The 23,543-nt window shown below is 73.6% G+C and carries 16 protein-coding genes, 1 tRNA gene and 1 pseudogene; 8 read left to right on the plus strand and 10 right to left on the minus strand.

Annotated features, from left to right (window positions below):
* Positions 1 to 80 precede the first annotated feature (80 nt).
* The 4 genes from EIW28_RS10155 to EIW28_RS10170 are packed head-to-tail and all read right to left on the minus strand — an operon-like array spanning position 81 to position 4,732.
* On the minus strand, positions 81 to 803 hold the full coding sequence (locus EIW28_RS10155; RefSeq protein WP_125247627.1) for a hypothetical protein: 723 nt from the start codon (positions 801 to 803) through the stop codon (positions 81 to 83).
* Positions 804 to 811: 8 nt separating this feature from the next.
* A complete protein-coding gene (locus EIW28_RS10160; protein ID WP_408612211.1) occupies positions 812 to 3,619 on the minus strand; it encodes an FtsK/SpoIIIE domain-containing protein in 2,808 nt (935 codons plus the stop codon).
* Between the two features lie 29 nt (positions 3,620 to 3,648).
* Positions 3,649 to 4,452 (minus strand): hypothetical protein, encoded by an 804-nt coding sequence (locus EIW28_RS10165; RefSeq protein ID WP_125247628.1) that lies wholly within the window; start codon positions 4,450 to 4,452, stop codon positions 3,649 to 3,651.
* 13 nt (positions 4,453 to 4,465) lie between these two features.
* Entirely contained in the window at positions 4,466 to 4,732 is a 267-nt protein-coding gene (locus tag EIW28_RS10170) for a hypothetical protein (protein ID WP_197717193.1), read from the minus strand.
* A gap of 213 nt (positions 4,733 to 4,945) precedes the next feature.
* Between EIW28_RS10170 and EIW28_RS10175 the strand changes: the two genes are divergently transcribed.
* The 3 genes from EIW28_RS10175 (at position 4,946) to EIW28_RS24885 (ending at position 7,757) form a co-directional block, all read left to right on the plus strand.
* Positions 4,946 to 6,250, plus strand: coding sequence for a PhoH family protein (locus tag EIW28_RS10175; RefSeq protein ID WP_408612212.1), 1,305 nt, complete (start codon positions 4,946 to 4,948; stop codon positions 6,248 to 6,250).
* A 69-nt stretch (positions 6,251 to 6,319) separates the two neighbouring features.
* Positions 6,320 to 7,003: an aggregation-promoting factor C-terminal-like domain-containing protein gene (locus tag EIW28_RS10180; RefSeq protein WP_125247630.1), complete on the plus strand. Its 684-nt coding sequence runs from the start codon at positions 6,320 to 6,322 to the stop codon at positions 7,001 to 7,003.
* A gap of 82 nt (positions 7,004 to 7,085) precedes the next feature.
* Positions 7,086 to 7,757, plus strand: coding sequence for a lytic transglycosylase domain-containing protein (locus tag EIW28_RS24885; protein ID WP_232013919.1), 672 nt, complete (start codon positions 7,086 to 7,088; stop codon positions 7,755 to 7,757).
* Positions 7,758 to 7,835: 78 nt separating this feature from the next.
* Here EIW28_RS24885 and EIW28_RS25650 read toward each other — a convergent pair.
* Positions 7,836 to 8,411 (minus strand): annotated as a pseudogene (locus tag EIW28_RS25650) (DUF998 domain-containing protein); the annotation flags it as partial.
* A 144-nt stretch (positions 8,412 to 8,555) separates the two neighbouring features.
* On the opposite strand from EIW28_RS25650, the gene EIW28_RS10190 reads away from it, so the two are divergent.
* The 4 genes from EIW28_RS10190 (at position 8,556) to EIW28_RS10205 (ending at position 14,903) form a co-directional block, all read left to right on the plus strand.
* Positions 8,556 to 10,322: a thioredoxin domain-containing protein gene (locus tag EIW28_RS10190; RefSeq protein WP_125247632.1), complete on the plus strand. Its 1,767-nt coding sequence runs from the start codon at positions 8,556 to 8,558 to the stop codon at positions 10,320 to 10,322.
* Positions 10,323 to 10,410: 88 nt separating this feature from the next.
* Positions 10,411 to 12,099, plus strand: coding sequence for an ABC transporter transmembrane domain-containing protein (locus EIW28_RS10195; RefSeq protein ID WP_125247633.1), 1,689 nt, complete (start codon positions 10,411 to 10,413; stop codon positions 12,097 to 12,099).
* Positions 12,096 to 13,877, plus strand: coding sequence for an ABC transporter ATP-binding protein (locus EIW28_RS10200; protein ID WP_125247634.1), 1,782 nt, complete (start codon positions 12,096 to 12,098; stop codon positions 13,875 to 13,877). The genes EIW28_RS10195 and EIW28_RS10200 overlap by 4 nt, the downstream gene beginning before the upstream one ends.
* 126 nt (positions 13,878 to 14,003) lie before the next feature.
* A complete protein-coding gene (locus tag EIW28_RS10205; protein WP_125247635.1) occupies positions 14,004 to 14,903 on the plus strand; it encodes an alpha/beta fold hydrolase in 900 nt (299 codons plus the stop codon).
* Between the two features lie 50 nt (positions 14,904 to 14,953).
* Here the strand turns inward: EIW28_RS10205 and EIW28_RS10210 are convergent.
* From EIW28_RS10210 to EIW28_RS10225, 4 genes are all read right to left on the minus strand, one after another.
* A tRNA-Ala gene (locus EIW28_RS10210) sits at positions 14,954 to 15,026 on the minus strand.
* Positions 15,027 to 15,095: 69 nt separating this feature from the next.
* Positions 15,096 to 16,646, minus strand: coding sequence for a dolichyl-phosphate-mannose--protein mannosyltransferase (locus tag EIW28_RS10215; protein WP_125247636.1), 1,551 nt, complete (start codon positions 16,644 to 16,646; stop codon positions 15,096 to 15,098).
* 63 nt (positions 16,647 to 16,709) lie between these two features.
* Entirely contained in the window at positions 16,710 to 18,854 is a 2,145-nt protein-coding gene (locus tag EIW28_RS10220) for a transglycosylase domain-containing protein (RefSeq protein ID WP_125247637.1), read from the minus strand.
* Between the two features lie 242 nt (positions 18,855 to 19,096).
* Positions 19,097 to 19,903: a hypothetical protein gene (locus EIW28_RS10225; RefSeq protein ID WP_125247638.1), complete on the minus strand. Its 807-nt coding sequence runs from the start codon at positions 19,901 to 19,903 to the stop codon at positions 19,097 to 19,099.
* A 156-nt stretch (positions 19,904 to 20,059) separates the two neighbouring features.
* Between EIW28_RS10225 and metG the strand changes: the two genes are divergently transcribed.
* On the plus strand, positions 20,060 to 21,850 hold the full coding sequence (gene metG, locus EIW28_RS10230; RefSeq protein ID WP_187350597.1) for a methionine--tRNA ligase: 1,791 nt from the start codon (positions 20,060 to 20,062) through the stop codon (positions 21,848 to 21,850).
* Positions 21,851 to 21,903: 53 nt separating this feature from the next.
* On the opposite strand, the gene EIW28_RS10235 is transcribed toward metG, so the two are convergent.
* Complete coding sequence (locus EIW28_RS10235; protein ID WP_125247639.1) at positions 21,904 to 23,019, minus strand: hypothetical protein; 1,116 nt, start codon at positions 23,017 to 23,019, stop codon at positions 21,904 to 21,906.
* Between the last annotated feature and the right edge of the window lie 524 nt (positions 23,020 to 23,543).

A 23,543-nucleotide genomic window follows, 5' to 3' on the forward strand; every position in this document is an offset into this window, starting at 1 on the left:
CTCACGTTTCAGGAACGCTCCAGGTGTACCCCATCGAGTCAAGCAGAGCGGATTCAGGCCGCGCAAGGACGGCCGGGACGTCACAGCCCGCGCAGGAAGAACCCCGCGAGCGCGCTCACCGCGAACACCGCCGCCCCCACGCACGCGAGCGTCTGGCCCGGCCGCGGCCGCACCCGGTACTGCCACGACAGCCACACCCCGAGCACGATCGGGCCGGTCGCGACCCCGAGGAACAGGGTCAGCGTCGCGAACGCCTGCCGGACCGCGGTGTCGTCGGCGCGCAGCACCGCGAGCGCGACCGCGACGGCGAGCGCCCCGGTCGCGGCCCCGATCCCGGCCGCGGTGGCCTCGGTGTGGCGGGGCGCCTCGATGGGGAGTTCACCCTGCCGGGCGAGCGCGAGCAGCCGCCCCGAGCGCTCCAGGCGCGTCCGCACGCGCTCGGCGTCCGGCTCGGGGTCCGGCTCCCCCGCGGGCGGCGTGGGCCCGGTGCGGCGGTGGCCGACGAAGTCGCCGAGGGACCGCCACAGGATCGCGACGGCCTTGTCGGTCTCGGCCACCAGCGTCGCGGCCTCCACAGAGGACCGGTTGGCGTCGTCGCGGGCGGTCCGCGCGGCGGCGACGGCGGCGGCGAGCTTCGCGGTCTCGTCGCGGTAGGCGGCGTCGGCGGCCCGGATCTCGGCGTCGGCGTCGGCGCGGTCCTTCAGGTACGCGGCGACGGCCTCGGCGTACCCGCCGGCGCGGGACTCGGGCGCGCGGGCTTCGGCGGCGCGGCCGGTGCGGTCGGTGGTGGCGCTGTCGGTCATGGCGCTCCTCAGGGCAGGTCGAGCACGGCCGACGGGTTCGGCAGCAGCGCGGTCGTCCGGTACGGGATGACGACCTGCGGGACCCGGTGCCGGGCGCGGTCGAAGTAGAGGCCGCGGCGCACGCGCGGATACCAGGCGGGGCCGCCGCTGGCGGGCGAGAGCGGGGCGAGCTCGGGGCCCTGCACGTCGAGCGCGAGCCAGGCGTCGACGGCGTCGAACCGGGCCGAGAACCCGCCGAGGTCTTCGCGCAGGCGCGGCACGGACCGCCACCAGCCGAGGGTGTGGAGGTGGCGTTCGGGGCCGTCGATGAGCATGGCGCGCAGGCGGGCCGTGCCGGCGGCGTCGAGCCGCGCGGAGCCGGCGTCGACGGCGTGGATCAGGTTGAGGCGCAGCATGCCGTCGCAGCGGGCCTCCCAGTCCTTGCACGCGGAGTCGAGGTCGTCGTGCCAGTCGACGTCGGCGCCTTCGGTCTCCAGGGCCGAGGCGAGCGCGAGCGCGGAGGCGGCGGCGTCGGGTTCGAGGCAGCACAGGTCGACGCCGATGCGCTGGCCGCGTTCGGAGGCGCCGCGGGCGGCGGTGAGGGCGGCGGCGGCGAGGATGTCGGCGGCTTCGGCGGTGCGGGTGCCGAGGACGGCGAGGTTGCGGCCGGGGGCGCGGTGGAGGGCGAGTTCGGCGCCGCGGGAGGCGACGTCGATGGTCTGGCCCAGGAGCGCGGTCTCGGGCGCGGGGACGGCGGCGGTGAGGTCGGGGACGTGGTCGCCGTCGAAGAGCGCGGGCGGTTCGTTCCGGGGCGGCCGGGCTTCCCAGAGGCGCTGCTGGAGGGGTTCCCAGGCGTCGGCGTGGCCGGCGTTGGGGACGGCGACGACGCGGTCGGCGCCGGCGTGCCCGGACTCGTCGTTGACGACGGCGTGGAAGCGGGGGACGGTGTCGGCGGCGTGGTTGTTCTCGGCGAGGACCCTGCGGGCCTTGGGGAGGGCGATGCGCAGCGTGAACTGGGCGACGAGGCTGGGGCGGCCCCACAGGGCCTCGATGCCGGCGACGTCCTGGGAGGCGAGGACGAGGTGGATGCCCTGGCTGCGGCCGCGGCGGGCGAGGTCTTCGAGGAGCTGTACGGCTTCGTCGGTGACGGCGTCGCGGGCTTCGAGGAGGACCTGGAACTCGTCGACGACGGCGACGATGCGGGGCCAGTGCCCGCCGGGGTCGGCGGCGCGGAGCTCTTCGAGCTTGGTGGCCTCGTGGGCCTTGGCGGCCTCGGCGCGGCGGCGCAGCTCGTCCTTGAGGTGGCGCAGGAGGGCGAGGCCGAACTCGCGGTCGTCGTTGATGTTGACGCCGACGAGGCGCACGTGCGGGAGCCAGGTGGGGTCGCGGCGGCCGGCGGCGAAGCGCGCGAAGGAGACGCCTTCCTTGAAGTCGAGGAGGTACAGCGCGAGCTCGTCGGGGCTGTAGCTGGAGGCGAGGCCGGCGATCCAGGCGTAGAGGAGGTTGGTCTTGCCGGAGCCGGAGGGCCCGCCGACGAGGGCGTGGGGCGGGTTGTCGCCGAGCGAGATCCGGGCGACGTCGCCGGCGGCGGTCTCGCCGATGGCGGCCTGGAGCCCGGCGGCGGAGGAGGCCTGCCAGAGCCGCTGCGGGAGCAGGTCGACCAGGCGCGCGGGCTCCCGGCCGGCGCGGTGCTTCTCGGCGATGAGCTTGGCGGCCTTGGTGACGACGGCCGCGGGCGGCGGCGGGTCGAGTTCGAGCGGCGCGCCCAGGATCGCGGTGGCGGTCGTGGCGGTGAGGCGCGGGAGGTCGCAGGGGCCGTCGGCGTCGTCGCCGACGATGACGAGGTGGACGCCGGCGGCGACGCCGGTGCGGCGCAGCCGGGCGAGCTGGGCCTGGTCGTGGGCGGGCCAGGCGGCGAGGTCGGCGTTGAGGAGGACGAGGACGCGCCAGGGCTCGGGCCGCCGCCCGGTGGCGGCGGCGAGCGCGGCGAGCGACTCGTGCTCGCCGGCGAGCACGTCGGCGTTGACGCGGCGCACGGTCTCGACGAGCTCGTCGAGTGCTTCGCGGAGGCCGGAGGGCCCGACGAAGGAGAGGAGCCCGGCCTTCCCGAGCGCGGCGAACGCCGAGAGCGACCCGCCGAGGTGCTCGGGGTCGTACACGTGAAGCCGCAGCAGCCCGGCGGGCACGGCCCCGACGGCGCGCAGCAGGAGACCCGGAAGCGCATGGGCCGCATCGGAGTCGATGCGCAGGTGCGAGCGGTCGAGCAGCGGGATCAACGCAGGGAGTGAGGTCTCCGTCACTGTGGGTCCTGAATTGTCGTACCCTCCTGCCACACTGGACGAGCCGGCTGATGCAGTCGCGGCGCCGGGGGCGATCCCCTCGACCGCGAGGTCATCGCCACTCTCGACCGGAGCGCGCCCGGTCGAGGCGGTCGCCGGCATGTCAACGGTGGTGGCGGTGGTGGGTGGGGTGGGGGGGAGGGAGGGCCCCCGACGCGGCGCGGCGCTGTCGGCGATGCGGCCGACCCGCACGAGCGGCGCCGCCCCCCGGCCGAGACCCGACTCCGGTTTCCATTCGCTCCACAGTGCTCCCGCCGCGGCCGGGGCCGCGACGGCGGCCGCGGCGAGCGCGGCGCGGTGGCCGCCTTCGACGGCCGCGGCCTTGCGCGCCTCCAGCGTGGCGATCATCTTCTCGTGGATGTTCCGCAGCTGCGTCTGCTTGCGGCTCGCGTCGCCGATGACCTGCTCGGCGCGCGCGCGTTCGCGCTCGGCCCGCTCGGCGGTGCGCTCGGCGAGGAGGCGCGCCTCGCCGCGGGCGCGGGCGAGCTCGTCGCCCATCGCCGCCACCAGTCGTCTGCGCCAGCTGCTCATGTCCTGGCCCTCCGCTCGGTCCGGTCGTGCTCGTCCTTCGGGCCCTGCCGCGGCAGCCGGTGCATCGCGGCGACGAGCACGGGCCCGATCGCGGCGGTGCGGGCCGCGTCGTCGCCGGTGCCGACCCCGAGCGTGCACGCGGAGGCGAGCGCCTCGGCGACGTGGAGCGGCTCGGCCTTCGGCACGAGGGCGCGGACCTTCGCGACGCACTTGTCCCGCAGGACCGGAACGTCGCTCGCGTTCGGGTTGCGGCCCAAGTGCTCCGCGGCGAGGCTGCGCACCAGCGGCCAGGCGAGGCCGGGGAGTTTCACGCCGGTCTCGGGCCCGGCGTCGCGCAGGCGCTTGCAGTACGCGTCGGCGTTCCCCTCGCCGGCGGCCTTGAGCAGCTCGTTGAACAGGCGGGTCGGCGGGACCCGCTCGGGTTCGGCGTCGCCGCTGCGGTCGCACAGCTCGTTGACGCGGTCGGTCCACCACTGCCGCGGGTCGACCGGGGCCGGCGCGGCGGACGGGGCGCCGCGGGCCGGGGCCGCAGCAGCCGGGGCGGGACCGGCGCCGGCGCCGATCGCGGCGAGGTAGTCGTCGATCGCGTCGACGGCCTCGCCGAGGCGGGTGCGGGCCGCGTCGAGGCGTTCGCGCGCGGCGCCGAGCTTGTGGAGCCCGACCTCGGCGTTCGACTCGCGCGCGGCCTCCCGCAGCTCGGCCTGCGCGGCCTCGAAGCGGGCGTCGGCGGTGTCGAACGCGGGGAACGGGAGGTCGGCGGCCAGGGCCTTGAGGCTCCCGGCGAGGGCGGCGACGTCCACAGGGGTCTCCGTTCTAGAGGGTCGCGGCGTACGCCTCGGCCTGCTCGGCGGCGGCGAAGGTCGCGGCCAGGGACTGCTCCAGCTCCGCGGCGGCCTGCGCGAGCGCGGCCTGCGCGGTGGCGACCGCGTCGTGGCCCGACCCGGCGGTGACCGCGGTCAGGCCGCCCTGGGCCGCTTCGATGTTCTGGCTGGCGGCGGTGATGGCCGCCTGGCCGTCGCGGACCTGCTGGAGGGCGGCGGCGATGGCGGACTTGAGTTCGGCGACGCTCACGGTGGACACGAGCCCATTCTCGCGGAGAATCCGTCCACTTTCCGTGATGATGTCGCAACCCGGCGTGTCTGGTTTGTCGGATTCCCGACTGCCCAGTGACAACCAGTGTTGCTTTCGATGCATTTAATGGTGGCGGAGTGACGTACCTCCCAACTACAGTGTGAGTACCAACAGGGCTGAGCCGATTGCGGTTCGCGAGCCTCACCGAGGCAGCCCCCACACATCGACACCCGGGAGGCGACCGTGCCTGTGCAACGCACTTACGTCCTCGACACTTCGGTTCTGCTGTCAGACCCAGGAGCGTTCTCACGGTTCGACGAACACCACGTGGTCATCCCGCTCGTCGTCGTCAGCGAGCTGGAGGCCAAACGCCACCACCCCGAGCTGGGCTGGTTCGCCCGGGAGTGCCTCAGGCGCCTCGACGAACTGCGCATCAAGCACGGTCGTCTCGATCAGCCCATCGACATCGGGGACCACGGCGGTTCCATCCGGGTCGAGCTCAACCACGTCGACACCTCCGGCCTGCCGGCCGGGTTCGCGGTGGACACGAACGACTCCCGCATCATCGCCGTCACCCGGGCCCTCGGGCTCGAGGGCGCCGACGCCGTCCTGGTCACCAAGGACATGCCGCTGCGCGTCAAGGCGTCCGCGGTCGGCATCCCCACCGAGGAGTACCGGCACGGCCAGGCCGTCGACCCGACCTGGTCGGGCATGGCCGAGGTGTCGGTGGCCGACGAGGTCATCGACGCCCTGTTCGACGGCGGCGACGTCGACCTCCCCCACGACGTGGAGCTGCCGTGCCACACGGGCCTGGTGCTCAACGGCACCAGCTCGAAGGCCCTGGGCCGCGTCACGGTCGACAAGCAGATCCGCCTCGTCCGGGGCCGCGAGGCCTTCGGCATCCACGGCCGCTCGGCCGAGCAGCGCGTCGCGATCGACCTGCTGCTGGACCCCGAGATCGGGATCGTGTCGCTCGGCGGCAAGGCCGGCACCGGCAAGTCCGCGATGGCGCTGTGCGCCGGGCTCGAGCAGACGCTCGAGCGCGAGCTGTACAAGAAGGTCATCGTGTTCCGGCCGCTGTACGCGGTCGGCGGGCAGCAGCTGGGCTACCTGCCGGGCACCGAGGGCGAGAAGATGAGCCCGTGGGGCCAGGCGGTGTTCGACACCCTCGGGGCGGTCACCGACGACAACGTCATCAACGAGGTGCTCGAGCGCGGGATGCTCGAGGTCCTGCCGCTGACGCACATCCGCGGCCGCAGCCTCCACGACGCGTTCGTCATCGTCGACGAGGCGCAGTCGCTCGAGCGCGGCGTGCTCCTGACGGTGCTCTCCCGCATCGGGCAGGGCTCCAAAGTGGTCCTCACCCACGACGTCGCGCAGCGCGACAACCTGCGGGTGGGGCGCTTCGACGGGGTCGCCAGCGTCATCGACGTGCTCAAGGGCCACCCACTCTTCGCGCACGTGACGCTTACGCGCAGTGAGCGTTCGGAGATCGCGGAAATGGTCACCAACCTGCTGGAAGGCTGACCGGCCAGCTCTGGCATGCTGTGTCCCGGGCGTCTGTGGACAGACGCCCGGGACACAGGAGTAGAGCGCATGATCCCACTGCTGACCCGCTACGGCGCGAAGGTCGCCGCCGTGCTCGTCCTCGCACTGGGGGCCGTCATAGCCGTCAACGCCGTGACCGACGACCCAGCCGAGCAGGACGCCCAGCATCCCAGCCAGGCCGCGGCCGACCAGCAGGCCGAAGCCGAAGAGGCGTACGAGGAAGTCCGCTACCTGCACGTCAACTACATCGCCGAGACCGCCGGCGCCGACGTCACCGTCAAGGCCGAGGCCGTCGGCGACTACGCGCTCGACAAGGCCGCGGGCCTGGACAGCGCCCAGGAGGAGGCCGACCAGGCCGCCGAGGAGGCCGAGGCCGCCGCCGCGGCGAACGCGAACCCGACGTCGGTCGACATCCCGGCGAGCTGCGAGGAGTACTCGGGGAACAAGGCCACTGGCTGCGCGATGGCGCTCGACGCCGGCTTCGACCTCGAGCAGGTCGGCTGCCTGGTGGCCCTGTGGGACCGCGAGTCCGGCTGGAACCACCTGGCCGAGAACTCGATCGGCGCCTACGGCATCCCGCAGGCCCTGCCCGGCCCGAAGATGGAGTCCGCCGGGTCCGACTGGGAGACCAACCCGGTCACCCAGATCAAGTGGGGCCTCGGCTACATCGAGGGCCGCTACGGCACGCCCTGCGAGGCGTGGAACCACTCCGAGGAAGTCGGCTGGTACTAGCGAGCACGTGACCGGGGCGGGCGCGCGAGCGCCCGCCCCGCTCCGTCCCCCTCCTTCTCCTCCCTCCCCCAGGAGCCCCGCCTTGATCCCGAGACTGACCCGCCACGCCGCCCGGATCGCCGCGGTCCTCGTGCTCGCCCTCGGCGCCGTCATCGCCGTGGTCGCCGCGACCGACCGGCCCGCCGACGAGGACGCCGACCACCCGAGCAACGCCGCCGCCGAGCAGCAGGCCGAGGCGCAGGACGCCTACGACGAGGCCCGCTCGCACCACCTCGACTACATCGCCGCCACCGCCGGGGCCGACGTCACGGTCAAGGCCGGGGCGGTCGCCGAGTACGCGGCGGACAAGGCGCAGGGCCTGGACGACGCCCAGGAGGACGCCGACCAGGCCGCCGAAGAGGCCGCGATGAACACCAATCCGACGTCAGTCGACGTTCCGGCGAGCTGCGGCGAGTTCTCCGGGAACAAGGCCACCGGCTGCGCGCTCACCTTGGAGGCCGGCTTCGACCTGGAGCAGTTCGCCTGCCTGGAGCTCTTGTGGGACAAGGAGTCCGGCTGGAACGAGCTCGCCGAGAACTCGATCGGCGCCTACGGCATCCCGCAGTCCTACCCCGGCTCCAAGATGGCCAGCGAGGGGGACGACTGGCGCACCAACCCGGTCACCCAGATCAAATGGGGCCTCGGCTACATCCAGGGCAAGTACGGGACCCCGTGCGACGCCTGGGCGTACTCCGAGGCCGAGGGGTTCTACTGAGCGGGTCCGGAGGTAGCCGCCGATGACGACGAGGGCGACGATGCCCGAGGCGATCGTCAGGCGCTGGAGGAGGCCGCCCATCTCCAGCCAGGCCGGGCGCTCCACGCCCCACCACTCGATGACGTACGGCAGCGACGTGAGCGCCAGGACCACGACGGAGAACCACGAGCAGCCGATGACGGTGCGCGCGCGGCGGGCCCGCTCGGGCTCGGTGCGGCGCAGCCAGCGCCCGAACGCGATGCCGAGGATCGCCATGGTGCAGAAGGCGACGAACGCGGCGTAGCGGTGCACGTAGTGGTGCGCGGAGAAGTCGGTGACGCCGTCGCGGTCGGAGGGGACGATGGCGACGACGGCGATGGCGGCGGCCCACGCGAACAGCGACCAGGAGAGCCACTTGGGGGCGCCGGCGGCGCGGGCCTGGAGGGCGTACGCGCTGGCGCCGAGGGAGAACAGGCCGAGCGCGACGGGCAGGAGCCAGCCGAGCGGGGTGTACAGGTGGATGCTGATGACCTTGTAGAGCGGGTTGAGGCCGGAGGTCGCGTGGAGGACCAGCATGGCGACGACGCCGGCGGCCATGGCGGCGTTGCCGAATCCGGTGAATCCACTGGGGACCGTCGCGGCGGTCCGGTTGGCTGCGGGGGCAAAAGAAACCATGCCATATAGCCTCGCGATTTCCGGGCCCGGAAGCAGTGACGCGGACACCCGAATCGCTCCCCCCGCCAGCACCCGGACGGCGGTAGCGCCTGCCCTACCGCGGACCCTCCGGTCCGGGCGCGGCCGGTGTGCGATGCTCGGGGGGTGAACGAGTTGGCCGGCGCCCTGTCCCCGTACCTCCGCCAGCACGCCGGGAACCCGGTGGCGTGGCGCCAGTGGGGGCCGGCGGCCCTGGCGGACGCGGCCGCGCGGGACGTGCCGCTGCTCGTCTCGATCGGGTACTCGACGTGCCACTGGTGCCATGTGATGGCGCACGAGTCGTTCGAGGACCGGACGGTGGCGGCCGCGATCAACGACCGGTTCGTGCCGGTGAAGGTCGACCGGGAGGAGCGCCCGGACCTGGACGCGGTGTACATGCAGGCGACGATGGCGATCACGGGTCAGGGCGGGTGGCCGATGACGGTGTTCGCGTTCCCGGACGGGACGCCGTTCTTCGCGGGCATGTACTTCCCGAAGGCGCACTTCCTGCGGCTGCTCGACGCGGTGCACGCGGCGTGGACGGATCAGCGGGAGGAGCTGCGGCACCAGGGGGCGGCGATCGTGGAGGCGAGCGCGGCGGGCGGTCCGGCGTTCGCGGACGTGACGGTGGCGTGCCCGCTGGACGGGCCGTGCCCGCCGGCGCCGCCGATCCGGGAGGCGATGCTCGACCGGGCCGCCGAGGCGGTCCTCGCGTCGGCCGACGCCGTGCACGGCGGGTTCGGGTCGGCGCCGAAGTTCCCGAGTGTGCCGACGCTGCGGTTCCTGTGCGACGCGTACGTGCGCACGGGGGACGCGCGGCTGCTCGACCACGTGAGGCTGAGCGCGGAGCGGATGGCGCGGGGCGGGATCCGCGACCAGCTGGAGGGCGGGTTCGCGCGGTACAGCGTGGACGCGTCGTGGACGGTGCCGCACTTCGAGAAGATGCTGTACGACAACGCGGAGCTGCTGTGGCTGTACGCGCGGCTGGCCGGGGAGGGCGAGCTGTTCGCGCGGGTCGCGGACGAGACGGCGGCGTTCCTGCTGGAGCGCTTCTCGACCGCGGAGGGCGCGTTCGCGGCGGCGTTCGACGCGGACACGGAGGGCGTGGAGGGCGCGACGTACGTGTGGACGTTCGCGGAGCTGGAGGAGGTCCTGGGCGGGGACGCGGCGTGGGCCGCGGCGGCGTTCGGGGTCGATCCGGGGCGCCCGAACTTCGAGCACGGCGCGAACGTGCTGGAGCTGCCGCGGGACCCGGAGGACGGGGCGCGGTTCGCGGCGGTCCGGCACCGGCTCGCGGAGGCGCGGCGCAAGCGTCCCCAGCCGGCGCGGGACGACAAGGTGGTGGCGGCCTGGAACGGGCTGGCGATCGCCGCGCTCGCGGAGTACTCGTCGCGGACGGGGCGCCGGGACGCGCTGCTGGCGGCCGAGCGGGCGGCGGCGTTCCTGGCGGAGCGGCACCTCGGTGCGGACGGGCGGCTGGCGCGGGCCTCGCTGGGCGGGCAGGTGTCGGCGGCGCCGGGCATCCTGGAGGACTACGCGGCGGTCGCGCTCGGGTTCCTGCGCCTGGGCGGGGCGTGGACGGGTCGCGCGCAGGCGCTGCTGGAGCAGGTGCGGGCGCGGTTCGGGGACGGGCTCGGCGGGTTCTTCGACACGGCCGCCGACGCGGAGGAGCTGGTGTCGCGTCCGGCGGACGTGCACGACGGGCCGACGGCGTCGGGCTGGGCGCTGGCGGCGGCCGCGCTGCTGGAGGCGTACGAGGCGACCGGGGACGAGACGTACAAGGACGACGCGTGGCGGGCGATCGCGCGCGCCGAGCCGGTGATGAGCCGGAATCCGCGGTTCACGGCGGGGCTGCACGCGGCGGCGGAGGCCCTGGTCAGGGTGCAGCGGTAGGGCGCGGGCGGGTGGGCTGCGGATCACACCGGCCCACGGCGCATATCGCCTTGCCGCGCGGCAAGCGCGCCGCTTACGTTTGAGAGTTGTGAAGCCCAACCCGCTGCGCCCCCCGAGGCTGTCCGCCGCCGACGTCCCCGCCGATCCGTGGCGGTACCTGCTGCACATCGCGAAGGAGCAGACCGGGCCGGTCGCGCTCGGGTTCGTGCTGCTGAGCGTCTCGGGCGCGGCGTGGGTGCTGCTGCCGTGGACGATCGCGCGGATCATCGACGAGGTGATGCTCGCGGGCTCGGCAGCGCCGCTGCTGCCGTGGGGGCTGGTCCTGGGCGCGGTGGCGATCGCGTCGTCGTGGGTGTTCGTGGCGGGGTACCGGGCGCTGTTCATGGCGGAGTCGCGGGCGCGGGTGCGGACGGTGGAGAACCTGACCGACCACCTGAACCGGGCAGGCACGGGCGTGCGGGGCGCGGTCTCCGCCGGCGAGATGGTGAACCTGTCCACACAGGACGCCCACAAGACGGGGTCGTTCATCTTCCAGCTCGGGTTCGGCTGGATGGGCGTGGTCATGATGGCCGTCGGCGCGGTCCTGCTGTGGGACGCGAGCCCGGCGCTCGGGCTCGTCGCACTCGGCGGGGTCCTCGTCATCGGCTTCGTCGTCGGCCCCGTGCTCAGCCGCCTCCAGCACCACCAGATCGCCTACCGGGCCTCGGTCGCGACCCTCACCGGGCAGGCGTCCGACGTCGTCGGCGGCCTGCGCGTGCTCCGCGGCGTGGGCGGCGAGGAGCAGTTCTCGCGCCGCTACCGGCGGGCCTCCGCGGACCTGCGCGACGCCGGGTACGGCGTCGCCAGCGCCGACTCGTGGGTCCAGGGCCTGCGCACCAGCCTGCCGCTGGCGCTCATCGCCGCCGTCACGTGGGTCGGCGCGCGCCTGGCGCTGAACGGGGCGATCACCATCGGGGAGCTGTCCGCCGCGTTCGGCGTGACCGCGCTCGTCGCCCAGCACTCCGGCGCGATGATCGGGATGGCGCAGGCCGTCATCGCCGCCCAGGTCTCCTCCCGGCGGCTCACCGCGTTCTTCGGCACCCGCAGCGACATCGCCGACGAGGGCGCCGGGCGCGGCGCGGCCGGGCCGCTGCGCGACCCCGAGTCCGGGCTCGCGATCGAGCCGGGGCGGCTCACCGTCGTCGTCAGCGCCGAGGCGAAGCCCGCCGAGGCCGCCGCGGAGCGCCTGGCCCGCTACCGCGAGTCCGACGCCGAGTGGGGCGGGACGCGCCTCGACGCGCTCGCGCTCGACGAGGTCCGCGAGCGCGTCCTGCTCCTGCGCGAGGACTACCTGTTCGCGCAGTCCCTCGGCGAGACCCTCCGGGTCGGGCCGGAGCGGGCGCTCGCCGCCCTCGAGGCCGCCGGCGCCGCCGACGTCCTCTCCAGCCTCGGGTCCACGCTCGACGGCGAGATCACGAACGGCGGCCGGAACCTCTCCGGCGGCCAGCGGCAGCGCCTGCGCCTCGCGCGGGCCCTCGCCGCCGACGCCGAGGTCCTCATCGCGGTCGAGCCGACCAGCGCCGTGGACGCCCACACCGAGAACCTCATCGCCGAGCGCGTGGCCGCCGCCCGCGCGGGGCGCACCACCGCGGTCGTGTCCGCGTCGCCGCTGTGGCTGGCGCGCGCCGACCGGGTGGCGTGGCTCGTCGACGGCAAGGTCCGCGCCGTCGGCACGCACGCCGAGCTGTCCGAGCACGGCGAGTACCGCTCCCTCACGTCCAGGCAGGAGTCCCGATGAGCGCCCTCGACCACGCCCGCCTCCCGGTCGCCGACCGGGCCGCGATGACCGGGGCGATCAAGCGCCTGGTCGCGGCCGACCGCCGCTCGTTCGCGGCGGTCCTGCTCCTGTACGTCGCCGCCGCGGGCGCCGGCGCGGCCCTGCCGGTGATGCTCGGCGCCGTCATCGACGGCATCGGCACGGGCTGGACCGCGGCCCGCGTCGACGTGGTCTGCGGGGCGATCGTCGCGTGCGTCGTGCTCCAGCTGGTCCTCATGCGCACCGGCCGCCGGCTCGGGTACCGGCTCGGCGAGCGCGCCGCCGCGCGCCTGCGCGAGTCCTTCATCGACCGGGTCCTGCGCCTGCCGCTGGGCACCGTGGAGCGCGCCGGCACCGGCGACCTCGCGACCCGCACCTCCGGCGACGTCGGCGCGGTCGCGGAGCTGCTGCGCAAGACCGCGCCCGAGGTCGCGGTCGCGATGATCGAGGGCGCCGTGATCATCGTGGCGGCGTTCGTGGTCGACGTGCGGCTCGGGCTCCTGTTCCTCGCGGGCATGCCGATGCTGTACGTCGCCGGGCGCCGGTACCTGCGCCTGGCGAGCCCGGTGTTCCTCAGCGAGCGGGCGGCGATGAGCGAGATCGCGGAGACCGCGACGGCGTCGGCGTCGGGCGCGACCACCGTGGCCGCGTACCGGATGCAGGGCGAGCGCCGCGACGAGGGCTACGCGCGCGCCGCGACCCACATGGACCGCCTCAAGGGGATCATCCGGCTCCAGACCTGGTTCTTCCCGGCCACGGACCTGACGTTCCTGACCCCGGCCGTGGTCGTCACGGTCGTCGGCGGCCTGTGGTACCTGGAGGGGTGGGTCACGGTCGGGCAGGTCGTGGCGGTCGCGATGCTGGCGCTGCGGCTCGACGGGCCGGTGTTCCGGTCCATGATGTCGCTCAGCGAGTTCCAGATGGGCGGGGCCGCGATGGCGCGCGTCGAGGGCGTGCACCTCATGCCCGACGAGGTGCGCGAGGCCCGGCCCGAGGGCGCCGAGGTGCGCCTGGACGACGTGGTGTTCGGGTACGGCGACGGGCCCGACGTCCTGCACCGGCTCAGCCTGCACCCGCGGCGCGGCGAGCGGCTCGTGGTCGTCGGCCCCTCGGGCGCCGGGAAGTCCACGATCGCGCGCCTGGTGGCGGGGATCGACCGGCCCCGGTCGGGTGCGGTGACCCTCGGCGGCGTGCCGGTGGCCGACATCCCGCTGGAGGTCCTGCGCCGCAAGGTGATCCTGGTGACCCAGGAGCACTACGTGTTCACCGCGACGCTGCGCGAGAACCTGAACCTGGCTCTGCACACCGACGGCTCGCAGGCGTCGCCGAGGGGGCCGGAGGACGGCGACGGGGCGCTGCTCGACGCGCTCGCGGCGGTCGACGCCCGCTGGGTGGCCGACCTGCCCGAGGGCCTGGACACGATGCTCGGCGAGGAGTTCCACGAGCTGAACCTCGCTGAGGCGCAGCAGCTCGCGCTCGCGCGCGTCATCCTCGCCGACCCGGACGTGGTGATCCTCGACGAGGCGACGGCGGGCATCGACCCGGGCAGCGCCGGGAACGTGGAGGCGTCGCTCGCGGCGGCCCTGCACGGCCGCACGGTGATCGCGATCGCGCACCAGCTCCAGGCGGCCGAGTCCGCGGACCGGATCGCGGTCGTCCAGGACGGCCGGATCGCCGAGGAGGGCCCGCACGCGGACCTGCTCGCGGCGGGCGGGGTGTACGCGGGGCTGTGGGCGGCGTGGAAGGGCGTGGCGGCCTGAGGCGCCACCTGATCGGAGGACATGCCCGCAGCCGCGCCACAAAATACCGGTAATTCGCATTTAGGACATTAAGGTGGTCTCCCGTACCCGCGGCGCCCGCGCCGCGCATCTGGAACGGGAGCCTCCATGCCGCGCACGACCTTCCCCCCGCACGTCCGCAAGCACCGCTGGGCGGGCTACACGTACTGGTCGCGGATGACGTTCGCCGAGGCGCCGCGCCTGGACCCGGTGGTGCTCATCGGCGGTGCGCTGCACCGCAAGGAGGACTGGGGCCGGGTCGAGCAGGGGATGCTCGCCGCGGCCGACGTGCTGTGCCCGGACCTGCCGGGCTGGGGCGAGGCCGACCTCCTGCCGCCGTACGTCGGCCCGGACGTGCCGGTGGAGGCGCTCGTGCGCCTCCTCGACGACCTCGGGATCGAGCGCGCCCACGTCTTCGCCGGCTCGTACGGCTCCTCCGTGGGCTACCGGCTCGCGCAGACCCACCCGGACCGCGTGGGGCGCTTGGTCCTGGCCGGCACCATGGGCGGCATCCCGCCGGAGTCGCGGCCGATGATGCGCGCGGCCGTGGCCCTGGCCGAGTCGGGCCCGCGCGAGCGCTTCGGCCCGGCCGCGATCGAGGCGCTCATGAGCCCCGAGCCCGACATCGCCGGGAAGGCCGTGGTGCGCCGCATCATGTCGATGCGCTTCGGCTCGGCCGACGAGAACGACCTCGCGAAGTTCATCGCGAACACCCACCGGCTGCTGTCGCGCCAGCTCATCGACCCGTCGGTCCCGCCGGCCGTCCCGATGCTGTTCACCACCGGCGAGCACGACCACCTCACCCCGCCGGCGCTGTGCCGCGACCTCGCGTTCACGTGCCCCGAGAGCTGGTACGTCGAGTTCGCCCGCGCCGACCACCTCATCCACCTCGAGCGCCCGGCCCAGCTGGTCGACCTCATGACCCGCTTCTTCGCCGGCGAGGACCTCCCCGACCTCCCGTACGCCACGGTCGTCGAGGACCTCCGCCGCCTCCCCGTCTCCGCCTAGGAACGCCGAAGGGCCGGCCTCCCCTGCGGGAGACCGGCCCTCGTCGTCTGTGGAGCTTAGGGGATTCGAACCCCTGACCTTCTCATTGCGAACGAGACGCGCTACCAACTGCGCCAAAGCCCCTTGCGGCGACAAGATTAGCACGGCGCCGGGAGGGGTCTGCGCGGGCGTTGTGTGGGCCGGGTAACTCCCCTAGATCCAGGAGTCGAGCCACATGCGGGCCTGCCACTCGTCGCGCGGGAGGGCCTCGCCGGTGTAGATCGGCCAGAAGTACGCGAAGCAGAGGACGACGACGGCGACGAAGGCGCCGGCGATGAGCGCGCCGGTGAGGCGGCGCTCGGGTGAGCCGGTCGCGAGGCCGCCGCGGCGGTGGCGGCCGGCGATGAGGCCGAGCGTCCAGGTGACGGCGCCGATGAAGAAGGGGACGGCCGGGGCGGTGTAGAAGAAGAACATCGTCCGCTCGGGGTAGAAGAACCACGGGAGGATGCCCGCGCCGAGGCCGGTGAGGAGGAACCAGGCCCGCCAGTCGCGCTTCGCGACCGCCCACAGCAGGAGCACGAGCGTGGCGGGCACGAACGTCCACCACAGCAGGGGCGTGCCGAGGAGCAGGACTTCGGAGGCGCAGTCGGCGGCGCCGCAGTCGACGTCGCCGCTCCAGTAGAAGACGACGGGCCGCAGGTTGAACAGCCACTCCCACGGCCACGACTGGTAGGCGTGCTCGGAGGAGAGCCCTTCGTGGAACTGGAGGACGCTCAGGTGGTACTCCCACCAGTTCACGAGCGCGCCGATCACCGGCGGCTCGCTCCTGCCCTGGTCGGCGAGCCAGTGCCGGTAGGAGCCGGTGTCGTTGAGGAACCAGCCGGTCCACGACGCGACGTACACGCCGACGGCGAGGAGCCCGAACCACAGGTTCTGGCCGAACTCGTAGATGACGGTGTCGCGGAAGGGCTTGCGGGCGCCCGCGTCGGCGCGCAGGCGCCAGTCCCAGACGATGAACAGGACGATCGCGGCGATGATGTACCACAGCGCGGACCACTTGGTGGCCATGGCGAGTCCGAGGAGGACCGCGCACGCGATCCGCCACCGCGGCAGGCCGAGCCGGGGCCGGCGGCGGCGCGCGTCGAGGCCGCCGTCGAGGGCCGCGAGCCAGCCGGCGCGCCGCCAGTCGCGGTCGCGCACGACGCAGTACATGGCGCCGAGCAGGAGCGTCGCGAGGAAGATGTCGAGCAGCGAGGTCCGCGAGAGCACGAAGTGGCTGCCCTCGACCGCGAGCAGGAGCCCGGCGGTGCCGCCCAGGAGCGTCGACCCGGTGAGGCGGCGCATGAGGCGGACGAGGATCGCGACGCCGGTGATCCCGGCGGCGGCCGCGGCGATGCGCCAGCCGACCTCGTCGTAGCCGAACGCGAGCTCCCCGAGGCTGATGAGCCACTTGCCGAACGGCGGGTGCGCCACGTACGCCGACCCCGTCGTGCCCGGGTCCCACTCGACGCCGTACGTCAGCATCGAGTGAGCGTCCTGCGCGTAGTAGACCTCGTCGAAGATCAGGCCCTTGGGGTGGTTCAAGCCGATCAGGCGCAGGACCGCGGCGATCCCGGTGACCGCGAGGGTCACCCAGAGGGCGCGGCGGGAGTCGTCCGGAAGCGTGCTCTGGAGGCGCGCCCGGACGGCGGGGAGGGGGCCGGGGAGCGGCGTCGGCCGCCAGGCGGCGGGCGGCTGCTCGGGCCGGACTGCGGTGGCGCTCACCGGGCCGAGTCTAGGGCCTGGCCGGTGCGCGCCGGAACCCCGGCCGGGCCCAGCGGACCCCCGCTAGTGCACCAGATCCTCCGGCGGCGTGAAGTCGCCCTCGCCGTTGATCTCCCACTGGGCCGCGAGGATGTCCGCGATCGCGTTCGCGGGCTTGCCGAGGTTCGCGGAGCCCACCACGTGCTGGGGGCTGTCGGGGTCGGCGACGAACGCGGCGGCGGCCGCGTTCGGGGTGAAGCCCACGAACCAGTTCGTGGAGTTGTCGTCGGTGGTGCCGGTCTTGCCCGCGACCGGGCCGTCCACGGCCGCGCCGACCTGCTCGGCCGTGCCCCACGTGCAGTTCCCGGTGCGGGCCCCGTCGCCGGTCGGGCAGCGGGCCGCGTCGACCGCGGCGCGCGCCACCTCCTCGTCGATAACCTGCTCGCACCCGGACGTGAACGTGATCGTCCCGCCGGTGATCGTCTGCGCGCTCGTCACCGGCACCGGCGGGCAGTACACGCCGTCGGCCGGCAGCGTCGCGTACGCGGCCGCCATCTCCAGCGGCGTGTTCTGCGTGACGCCGAGCGTGAACGTGCCGAAGCCCTCCGCGGACTCCTCCGAGGTCAGGCTCAGGTCCTTCGAGTTGTGGAACCGGATGCCGAGGCGCTTGGCCATCTCGATGACCTTGTCGGCGCCGACGCGCTCCTCCAGCTGCACGAAGTACGTGTTCACCGACTCGCCGAACCCGGTCCACATGTTGTAGTCGCCGACCTCGGAGGGCGAGGCGTTCTTCGGGCACCAGTAGCCGCCGCACGAGTTCTCGCCCGAGATCGGGTACTGCGACGTGTACTGGTACGGCGAGTAGATCGTCGTGTCCAGCGGCATCCCGGCCTCGAGGGCCGCGAGCATCGTGAACATCTTGAACGAGGACCCCGCCTGGTACCCGGCCACCGCCGAGTTGCCGCTCAGCAGCGGGTTCGTGGTCCTCGGGTACGTGCCCTTGCCGTACTCCTCGCCCGCCGAGTTCGGGCCGTTCTCCGACACGTCGTTGGAGTAGATGCGGTTCACGGCCATCACCTGGATCGCGCCGGTCCCCGGCTCGACGACCACGGACCCGAGCGCGAACTCCGACCCGGTCTGGAGCTGGTTCTCCACCGCCTCCTGCGCGGCGTCCTGGAGCTCCACGTTCAGCGTCGACGTGATCTCGTACCCGCCCCGGTACAGGCGCGCCTTGCGGATCTCCTCGGTCTCCCCGAAGTCCTCCTGCTGCTCCCACCACTTCTCGAAGTAGTCGACGAAGAAGCCGTACTCGGAGTCGATCGCGCCGCCGGAGGTGTTGTTCGCCTCCTGCGGGTTCAGGTTCAGGCCCTCGGCCTCCGCGGCCTCCCCCTCGTCGGAGGTGAGGTAGCCGACGTCGACCATGCGGCCGATCACGTGGTCGCGGCGGGCCAGCGCGGCCTCGGAGGAGCCGTTGATCGGGTCGTACTGGCTCGGGGACTGCACGAGGCCGACGAGCATCGCGGACTCGGCGGTCGTCAGGTCCGCGGGGACCTTCCCGTAGTAGACCTGGGCGGCCGCGCCGATCCCGTACGCGCCGTTGCCGAAGTACACGGTGTTCAGGTAGTTCGTGAGGATGTCCTCTTTCGACATCTCCTCTTCGAGGGCGAGGGCGTAGCCCATCTCCTTGACCTTGCGGTCGATGGTGACCTCGCTGGCGGCCGCGACCTCCTCGGGGGTGGTCGCGGTGTAGGACAGCACCTGGCGCACGTACTGCATGGTGATCGTCGAGGCGCCCTCGGAGGTGCCGCCGTCGGCGATGTTGGTGACCAGGGCGCGCATGACGCCTTCGGGGTCGACGCCGTTGTGCTCGAAGAAGTTCGAGTCCTCGGTGGCGACGAGCGCCTCGATGACGGAGTCGGGGATCTGGTCGTACTCGAGCTGGACGCGGTACTGGTCGCCGAAGGTGGCGATGACGGTCTCGCCGTCGTCGGCGTACAGGGTGGACGACTCGGGGGCCGGCGGCAGCACGAGCTCGTCGGGCAGGTCGAGGACGGCCTCGGACCCGACCTTGGCCAGGCCGCCGATGCCGCTGGTCACCGGCAGGAACGCCAGTCCGACGACGAGGCCGAACGCGACCGCCACCGGCACGAGCGCGAACATGGCGCGCCGCTGCACGGCGGTGATGGGTCCGAACCAGGTCTGCGCCACCGGTTTCGAAGAATCACTCACGCTGTCTCCCGAGGAGCCCCGCAACGGGGAAGGAACGGTCAATTCAGTTGGGCGCGGCGAACGCGCCGCTGCAGGCGGAGTTCCGGGGGCGCCCCAACTCTACGACGCGCGGGGGCGGGGCTGCTGACGCAGTCCGCCCGGGTGGGGGCGATTACAGCTCGTGCGGTGCGCAGGCGCGCCGCCCGGGGCGATCATGCACCGGCTGCTACGGGAAGGGGACGGACGGGGAGTGCGGCGCGCGGTCACCACGCGAACGCGAGCGCGGCGGCGAGGACGGCGCCGGCGAAGACCCAGCACAGGCCGATCGCGCCGGACCGTCCTTCGTAGAGGCGGGTGGCGCCGGAGGCGCCGACGAGCGCGAACGCGGTGGTCATGAACAGGACCAGGGCGGGGGCCCAGCGCAGCAGGAGGCCGCCGGCGCCGCCGACGTAGGCGCTGTGGGCGTCGGGGCCGGTGGCGCGGGCGGGCAGGTCGGCGCCGACGTCGGCGGCGCTGACCTCGCCGGTGAGCGAGAGCGCCTTCGTCCAGCCGTCGGAGGCGGCGGTGAACACGCCGGTGCACGCGGGCGCGAAGCCCTCCTGGCAGGAGGTGACGGTGACGGTGCCGTGCTCGGCGTGGCCGATGCTGATCCACAGCGCGGGGGCGGCGGCCCACGCGAAGAACATGAGGAGGCAGGCGCAGACGAGGACGCCGAGGAGCGCGGGCCCGAGGCGCTTGGGCTCGCGGCGGCGCTGGGGCCGGCCGGGGCGGGCGGGGCGGCGCTTCTCGGTCTCGGCGGCGCGTTCCCACACGGCGCGGATCGCGGCCATGCCCTCGGCCTGGGAGCCGAGGGGGCTGCGCTGGGAGACGGTGCGGGGCCGGTCGTCGTCGGCCGGATCCCAGTCGGCGTCCCGCTCGGCGGGGGCCGGTGCGGCGGGGTGCCAGTCGACGGGGCCGATGGGCTCGGGGTGCTCGACGGCCCCGTAGGCCGCCGGGACCTCGGGCGGGTTCCCGGGCTCGTAGCCGGCGGGCTGGGGCTGGGGATCTGCCGCGCGGTGTGTTCCAGACATACCGGTTATTGCATCACCGAATCGCCGAAGCCGGGCGCAATCGCGCAGGGACAGGTGTGTCGGCGTCGGCCGGCGGGACGGTCACCGGCCGTGACCTGGCGGTCGACACGCGCGGACGGCGGCTGCCCGGATTCTGGGACGGATACCATAGGGCGCATGACTCACGTACTGACCGCGCTGGCCTGGCCTTACGCCAACGGCCCCCGGCACATCGGACATGTAGCAGGATTCGGGGTTCCCGCCGACGTCTTCGCCCGCTACATGCGAATGCGCGGTCACGACGTGCTCATGGTCTCGGGGACCGACGAGCACGGCACCCCGATCCTGGTGCAGGCCGACTCGGAGGGCCTCAAGCCCGCGGAGGCCGCGGCGAAGTACAACCGGATCATCGTCGAGGACCTGGACGCCCTGGGCCTGTCGTACGACCTGTTCACGCGCACCACGACCGGGAACCACTACAAGACCGTGCAGGAGCTGTTCTCGACGCTCTACGGCAACGGCTACATCCTCCAGCAGAAGACGCTCGGGGCGATCAGCCCGTCGACGGGCCGCACGCTCCCGGACCGCTACATCGAGGGCACGTGCCCGCACTGCGGGTTCGACTCGGCGCGGGGCGACCAGTGCGACAACTGCGGGCGCCAGCTCGACCCGACCGACCTCATCGACCCGAAGTCGCGGATCAACGGGGAGACCCCGAAGTTCGTGGAGGAGGACCACTTCTTCCTCGACCTGCCGGCGTTCGCCGACGCGCTGAACGCGTGGCTCGACACGCGCACCGGCTGGCGCACGAACGTCGTGCGGTTCACCAAGAACCTCCTCGACGACCTCCAGCCGCGCCCGATCTCGCGCGACCTCGACTGGGGCGTGCCGATCCCGCTGGACGGCTGGGCGGACCGCAGGGACAAGCGCCTGTACGTGTGGTTCGACGCGGTCATCGGGTACCTGTCGGCGACGATCGAGTGGGCGCGCCGCTCGGGCGACCCGGACGCGTGGCAGCGGTGGTGGCGGGACCCGGAGGCGGTCTCGTACTACTTCATGGGCAAGGACAACATCGTCTTCCACTCCGAGATCTGGCCGGCGATGCTCCTGGGCGCGAACGGCGAGGGCGCGAAGGGCGGCGAGCCGGGCGGGCTCGGCAGGCTGAACCTGCCGACCGAGGTCGTCTCCTCGGAGTTCCTGACGATGGAGGGCAGGCAGTTCTCGTCGTCGCGGCGCGTGGTGATCTACGTGCGGGACTTCCTGGAGCGGTACTCCCCCGACGCGCTGCGGTACTACATCTGCGCGGCCGGCCCGGAGAACCAGGACTCGGACTTCACGTGGGCGGAGTTCCTGCGCCGCAACAACGACGAGCTCGTCGCCGGCTGGGGCAACCTGGTGAACCGGTCGATCGCGATGGCCGCCAAGAACTTCGGCGCCGTCCCGGAACCGGGCGAGCTGGAGCGGGTCGACCGGGACCTCCTGGAGGCGACCCGGGCGTCCTTCGACGCGGTCGGGGACCTCATCGGGCAGAACAAGGTCCGGGCCGCGATCGGCGAGGCGATGAAGACCGTCGCCGCGGCGAACAAGTACCTCGCGGACACCGCGCCGTGGAAGATGAAGGAGGACCCGAAGCGCCAGGGAACGGTCCTGTTCACCGTCCTCCAGGCCGTCTCGGACCTGAAGACGGTGATGAGCCCGTTCCTGCCGCACTCCTCGCAGAAGGTGCACGAGCTCCTCGGCGGCGAGGGCGTGTTCGCGCCGATGCCGCGCATCGAGGAGGTCGCCGACCTCGACGAGGGCGGCGCGACCGACGGCCCGTACCCGATCCTCACCGGCGACTACTCGGACGTCCCCAAGTGGGAGTCGGTGCCGCTCGTGCCGGGCACGCCCCTGGACAAGCCGGTGCCGGTGTTCGCGAAGCTCGACCCGTCGATCGTCGACGAGGAGATCGAGCGGCTGAACTCCTAGACGCAGACGCAGCGGCCCCCGGCGAACGCCGGGGGCCGCTGCGCGTTCGAGCCTCAGACCGCGGGCGCGAGCTCCGCGCGGCTGACCCACTTCTCGTAGATCCCGCGGCGGACGGCCTCGGCGCCGGTGCGCGAGAGGACGTCGGGGCTGGGGCGCGAGAGCCGGAAGCGGGCCCATTCGTCGTCGGCGTCCACGAGGGACCCGGGGATGCCGTTCCAGACGGCGCGGGCGGCCTCGCGCAGGACGCGGCGCACCTGGTGGGCGCGGCCGGTCTCGACGCCGGGGACCGGCACGGCGCCGGCGTGCACGGGCGTCCACTGCTGGCCGCCGTACCGGAACAGCTCGGCTTCGGCCCCGCTGTCGTTGTAGCCCAGGAGGGACGCGCCCTCGGGCAGCGGCAGGTCGGTGAGGTCGGCGGTGACGTGCTCGGGCAGCAGGTGCGCGGAGGAGATCGCGAACCCGGTGCCGAGGACGGGCGCGCCGCGGCGGTCGGAAGACGGCATCGCGGTCAGGCCCTCGTAGTCGGGGGCGACGGGCGCCTGGTAGTCAGCGGGGTCGGCGACGGCCCAGCGGAGCGCGAACACCCACGCCTCGCCGTGCTCGGACTCGCCGCCGAGGACCGAGCGGGCGGCGGGAGTGCGCAGGTGCGCGGTGTCCCTGCGGCGGTAGCAGAACCCGCCGGGGACGGCCGCGGTCTCCATGAGGCGGGCGATCTGCGCGGCGGTGACGGGCCGCTCCATGAGGTCGCCGGGGGCGAGCGGCGCGGAGCGGCGGACCCGGTCGAGGAGGGTCCGCGCGGCCGGTTCGAGGTGCGGGGTCTGGGTGAGGCGGCGGACGTAGTCGAGGTCGATGCCGGGCGCGAGGGGCACGGTCAGGGCGTGCTCGTCGGCGACGGTGACCGGGACGCCGTCGCGCAGGACCTCGCTGGCGTGCACGAAGTGCCGATACGGGTATTCGCTGCCGGGGCGGGTGTTGGGGAGGAAGTCGGGGCGCGGGAGCGCGGAGAACAGCTCCCAGGCGGCCCCGTCGGCGTAGGCGGCGCCGGGGAACCGCTCGCCCTGCCATTCGACGGTGTGGGTCTGGAGGTGCGTCGATTCGGCCGGGACGGCGGGGCGGCGTTGCTGGAGCGCTGCGGCGCGGTTGCGGCGGGACGCGAGGTCGCGGGTCATGTGCGGCTCGATTCGTCTGCGCTGGTGCGACGGCGGTGTCGCCTAGGAAGGTTCGTGACTGTCGGTTCACGGCCGTGGACCGGGCTGCCCGCCAACGTAAGCGCGGCCTGTCAGGCGCGCATGTCCGCGAAGTGAAGAAGGTGTTACGGGGCCTCCACGGCGCAGTTCGCGGGCCGGAGATATCGACGGCGGTCGCTTGGACGCGTGAGCCGTCCACAACCCCCACCCACCCGTCGAGGGGACCGTAGCGCCCAGCATTGCCGAGGGGTCCGACAAGAATCGGGGGTCAGAGCCGCAATGTCACCCGATCGGGTGTGGGGAGGTTTCGCGGGCGTGGACAGCCGGCGCCTCCGATCGGATGCGGGGCGGCCGGGCCGGCGCGGGCGCGGCCGGCCGGGTTCCGGCCGGTGCTGGCGCGGCCGATCGGCGCGGACCGATCGGGTACCGGCCGGCGGCCCACCGCGATTCGCCCGGCGCCGCGGTCCCGCTCAACCCGAAACCGCGCCTCCGTTCGGTTGCGCCGC

Origin of the sequence: Glycomyces terrestris, assembly GCF_003933745.1 — a bacterium.
GTDB lineage: Bacteria > Actinomycetota > Actinomycetes > Mycobacteriales > Micromonosporaceae > Glycomyces > Glycomyces terrestris.

Excerpts from the sequence above, each read along its gene's own strand:
- EIW28_RS10155 (WP_125247627.1), bottom strand. The coding sequence starts at position 803 with ATGACCGACAGCGCCACCACCGACCGCACCGGCCGCGCCGCCGAAGCC.
- EIW28_RS10160 (WP_408612211.1), bottom strand. The coding sequence starts at position 3,619 with ATGGGCGACGAGCTCGCCCGCGCCCGCGGCGAGGCGCGCCTCCTCGCC.
- EIW28_RS10180 (WP_125247630.1), top strand. The coding sequence starts at position 6,320 with ATGATCCCACTGCTGACCCGCTACGGCGCGAAGGTCGCCGCCGTGCTC.
- EIW28_RS10200 (WP_125247634.1), top strand. The coding sequence starts at position 12,096 with ATGAGCGCCCTCGACCACGCCCGCCTCCCGGTCGCCGACCGGGCCGCG.
- EIW28_RS10205 (WP_125247635.1), top strand. The coding sequence starts at position 14,004 with ATGCCGCGCACGACCTTCCCCCCGCACGTCCGCAAGCACCGCTGGGCG.
- EIW28_RS10225 (WP_125247638.1), bottom strand. The coding sequence starts at position 19,903 with ATGTCTGGAACACACCGCGCGGCAGATCCCCAGCCCCAGCCCGCCGGC.
- metG (WP_187350597.1), top strand. The coding sequence starts at position 20,060 with ATGACTCACGTACTGACCGCGCTGGCCTGGCCTTACGCCAACGGCCCC.
- EIW28_RS10235 (WP_125247639.1), bottom strand. The coding sequence starts at position 23,019 with ATGACCCGCGACCTCGCGTCCCGCCGCAACCGCGCCGCAGCGCTCCAG.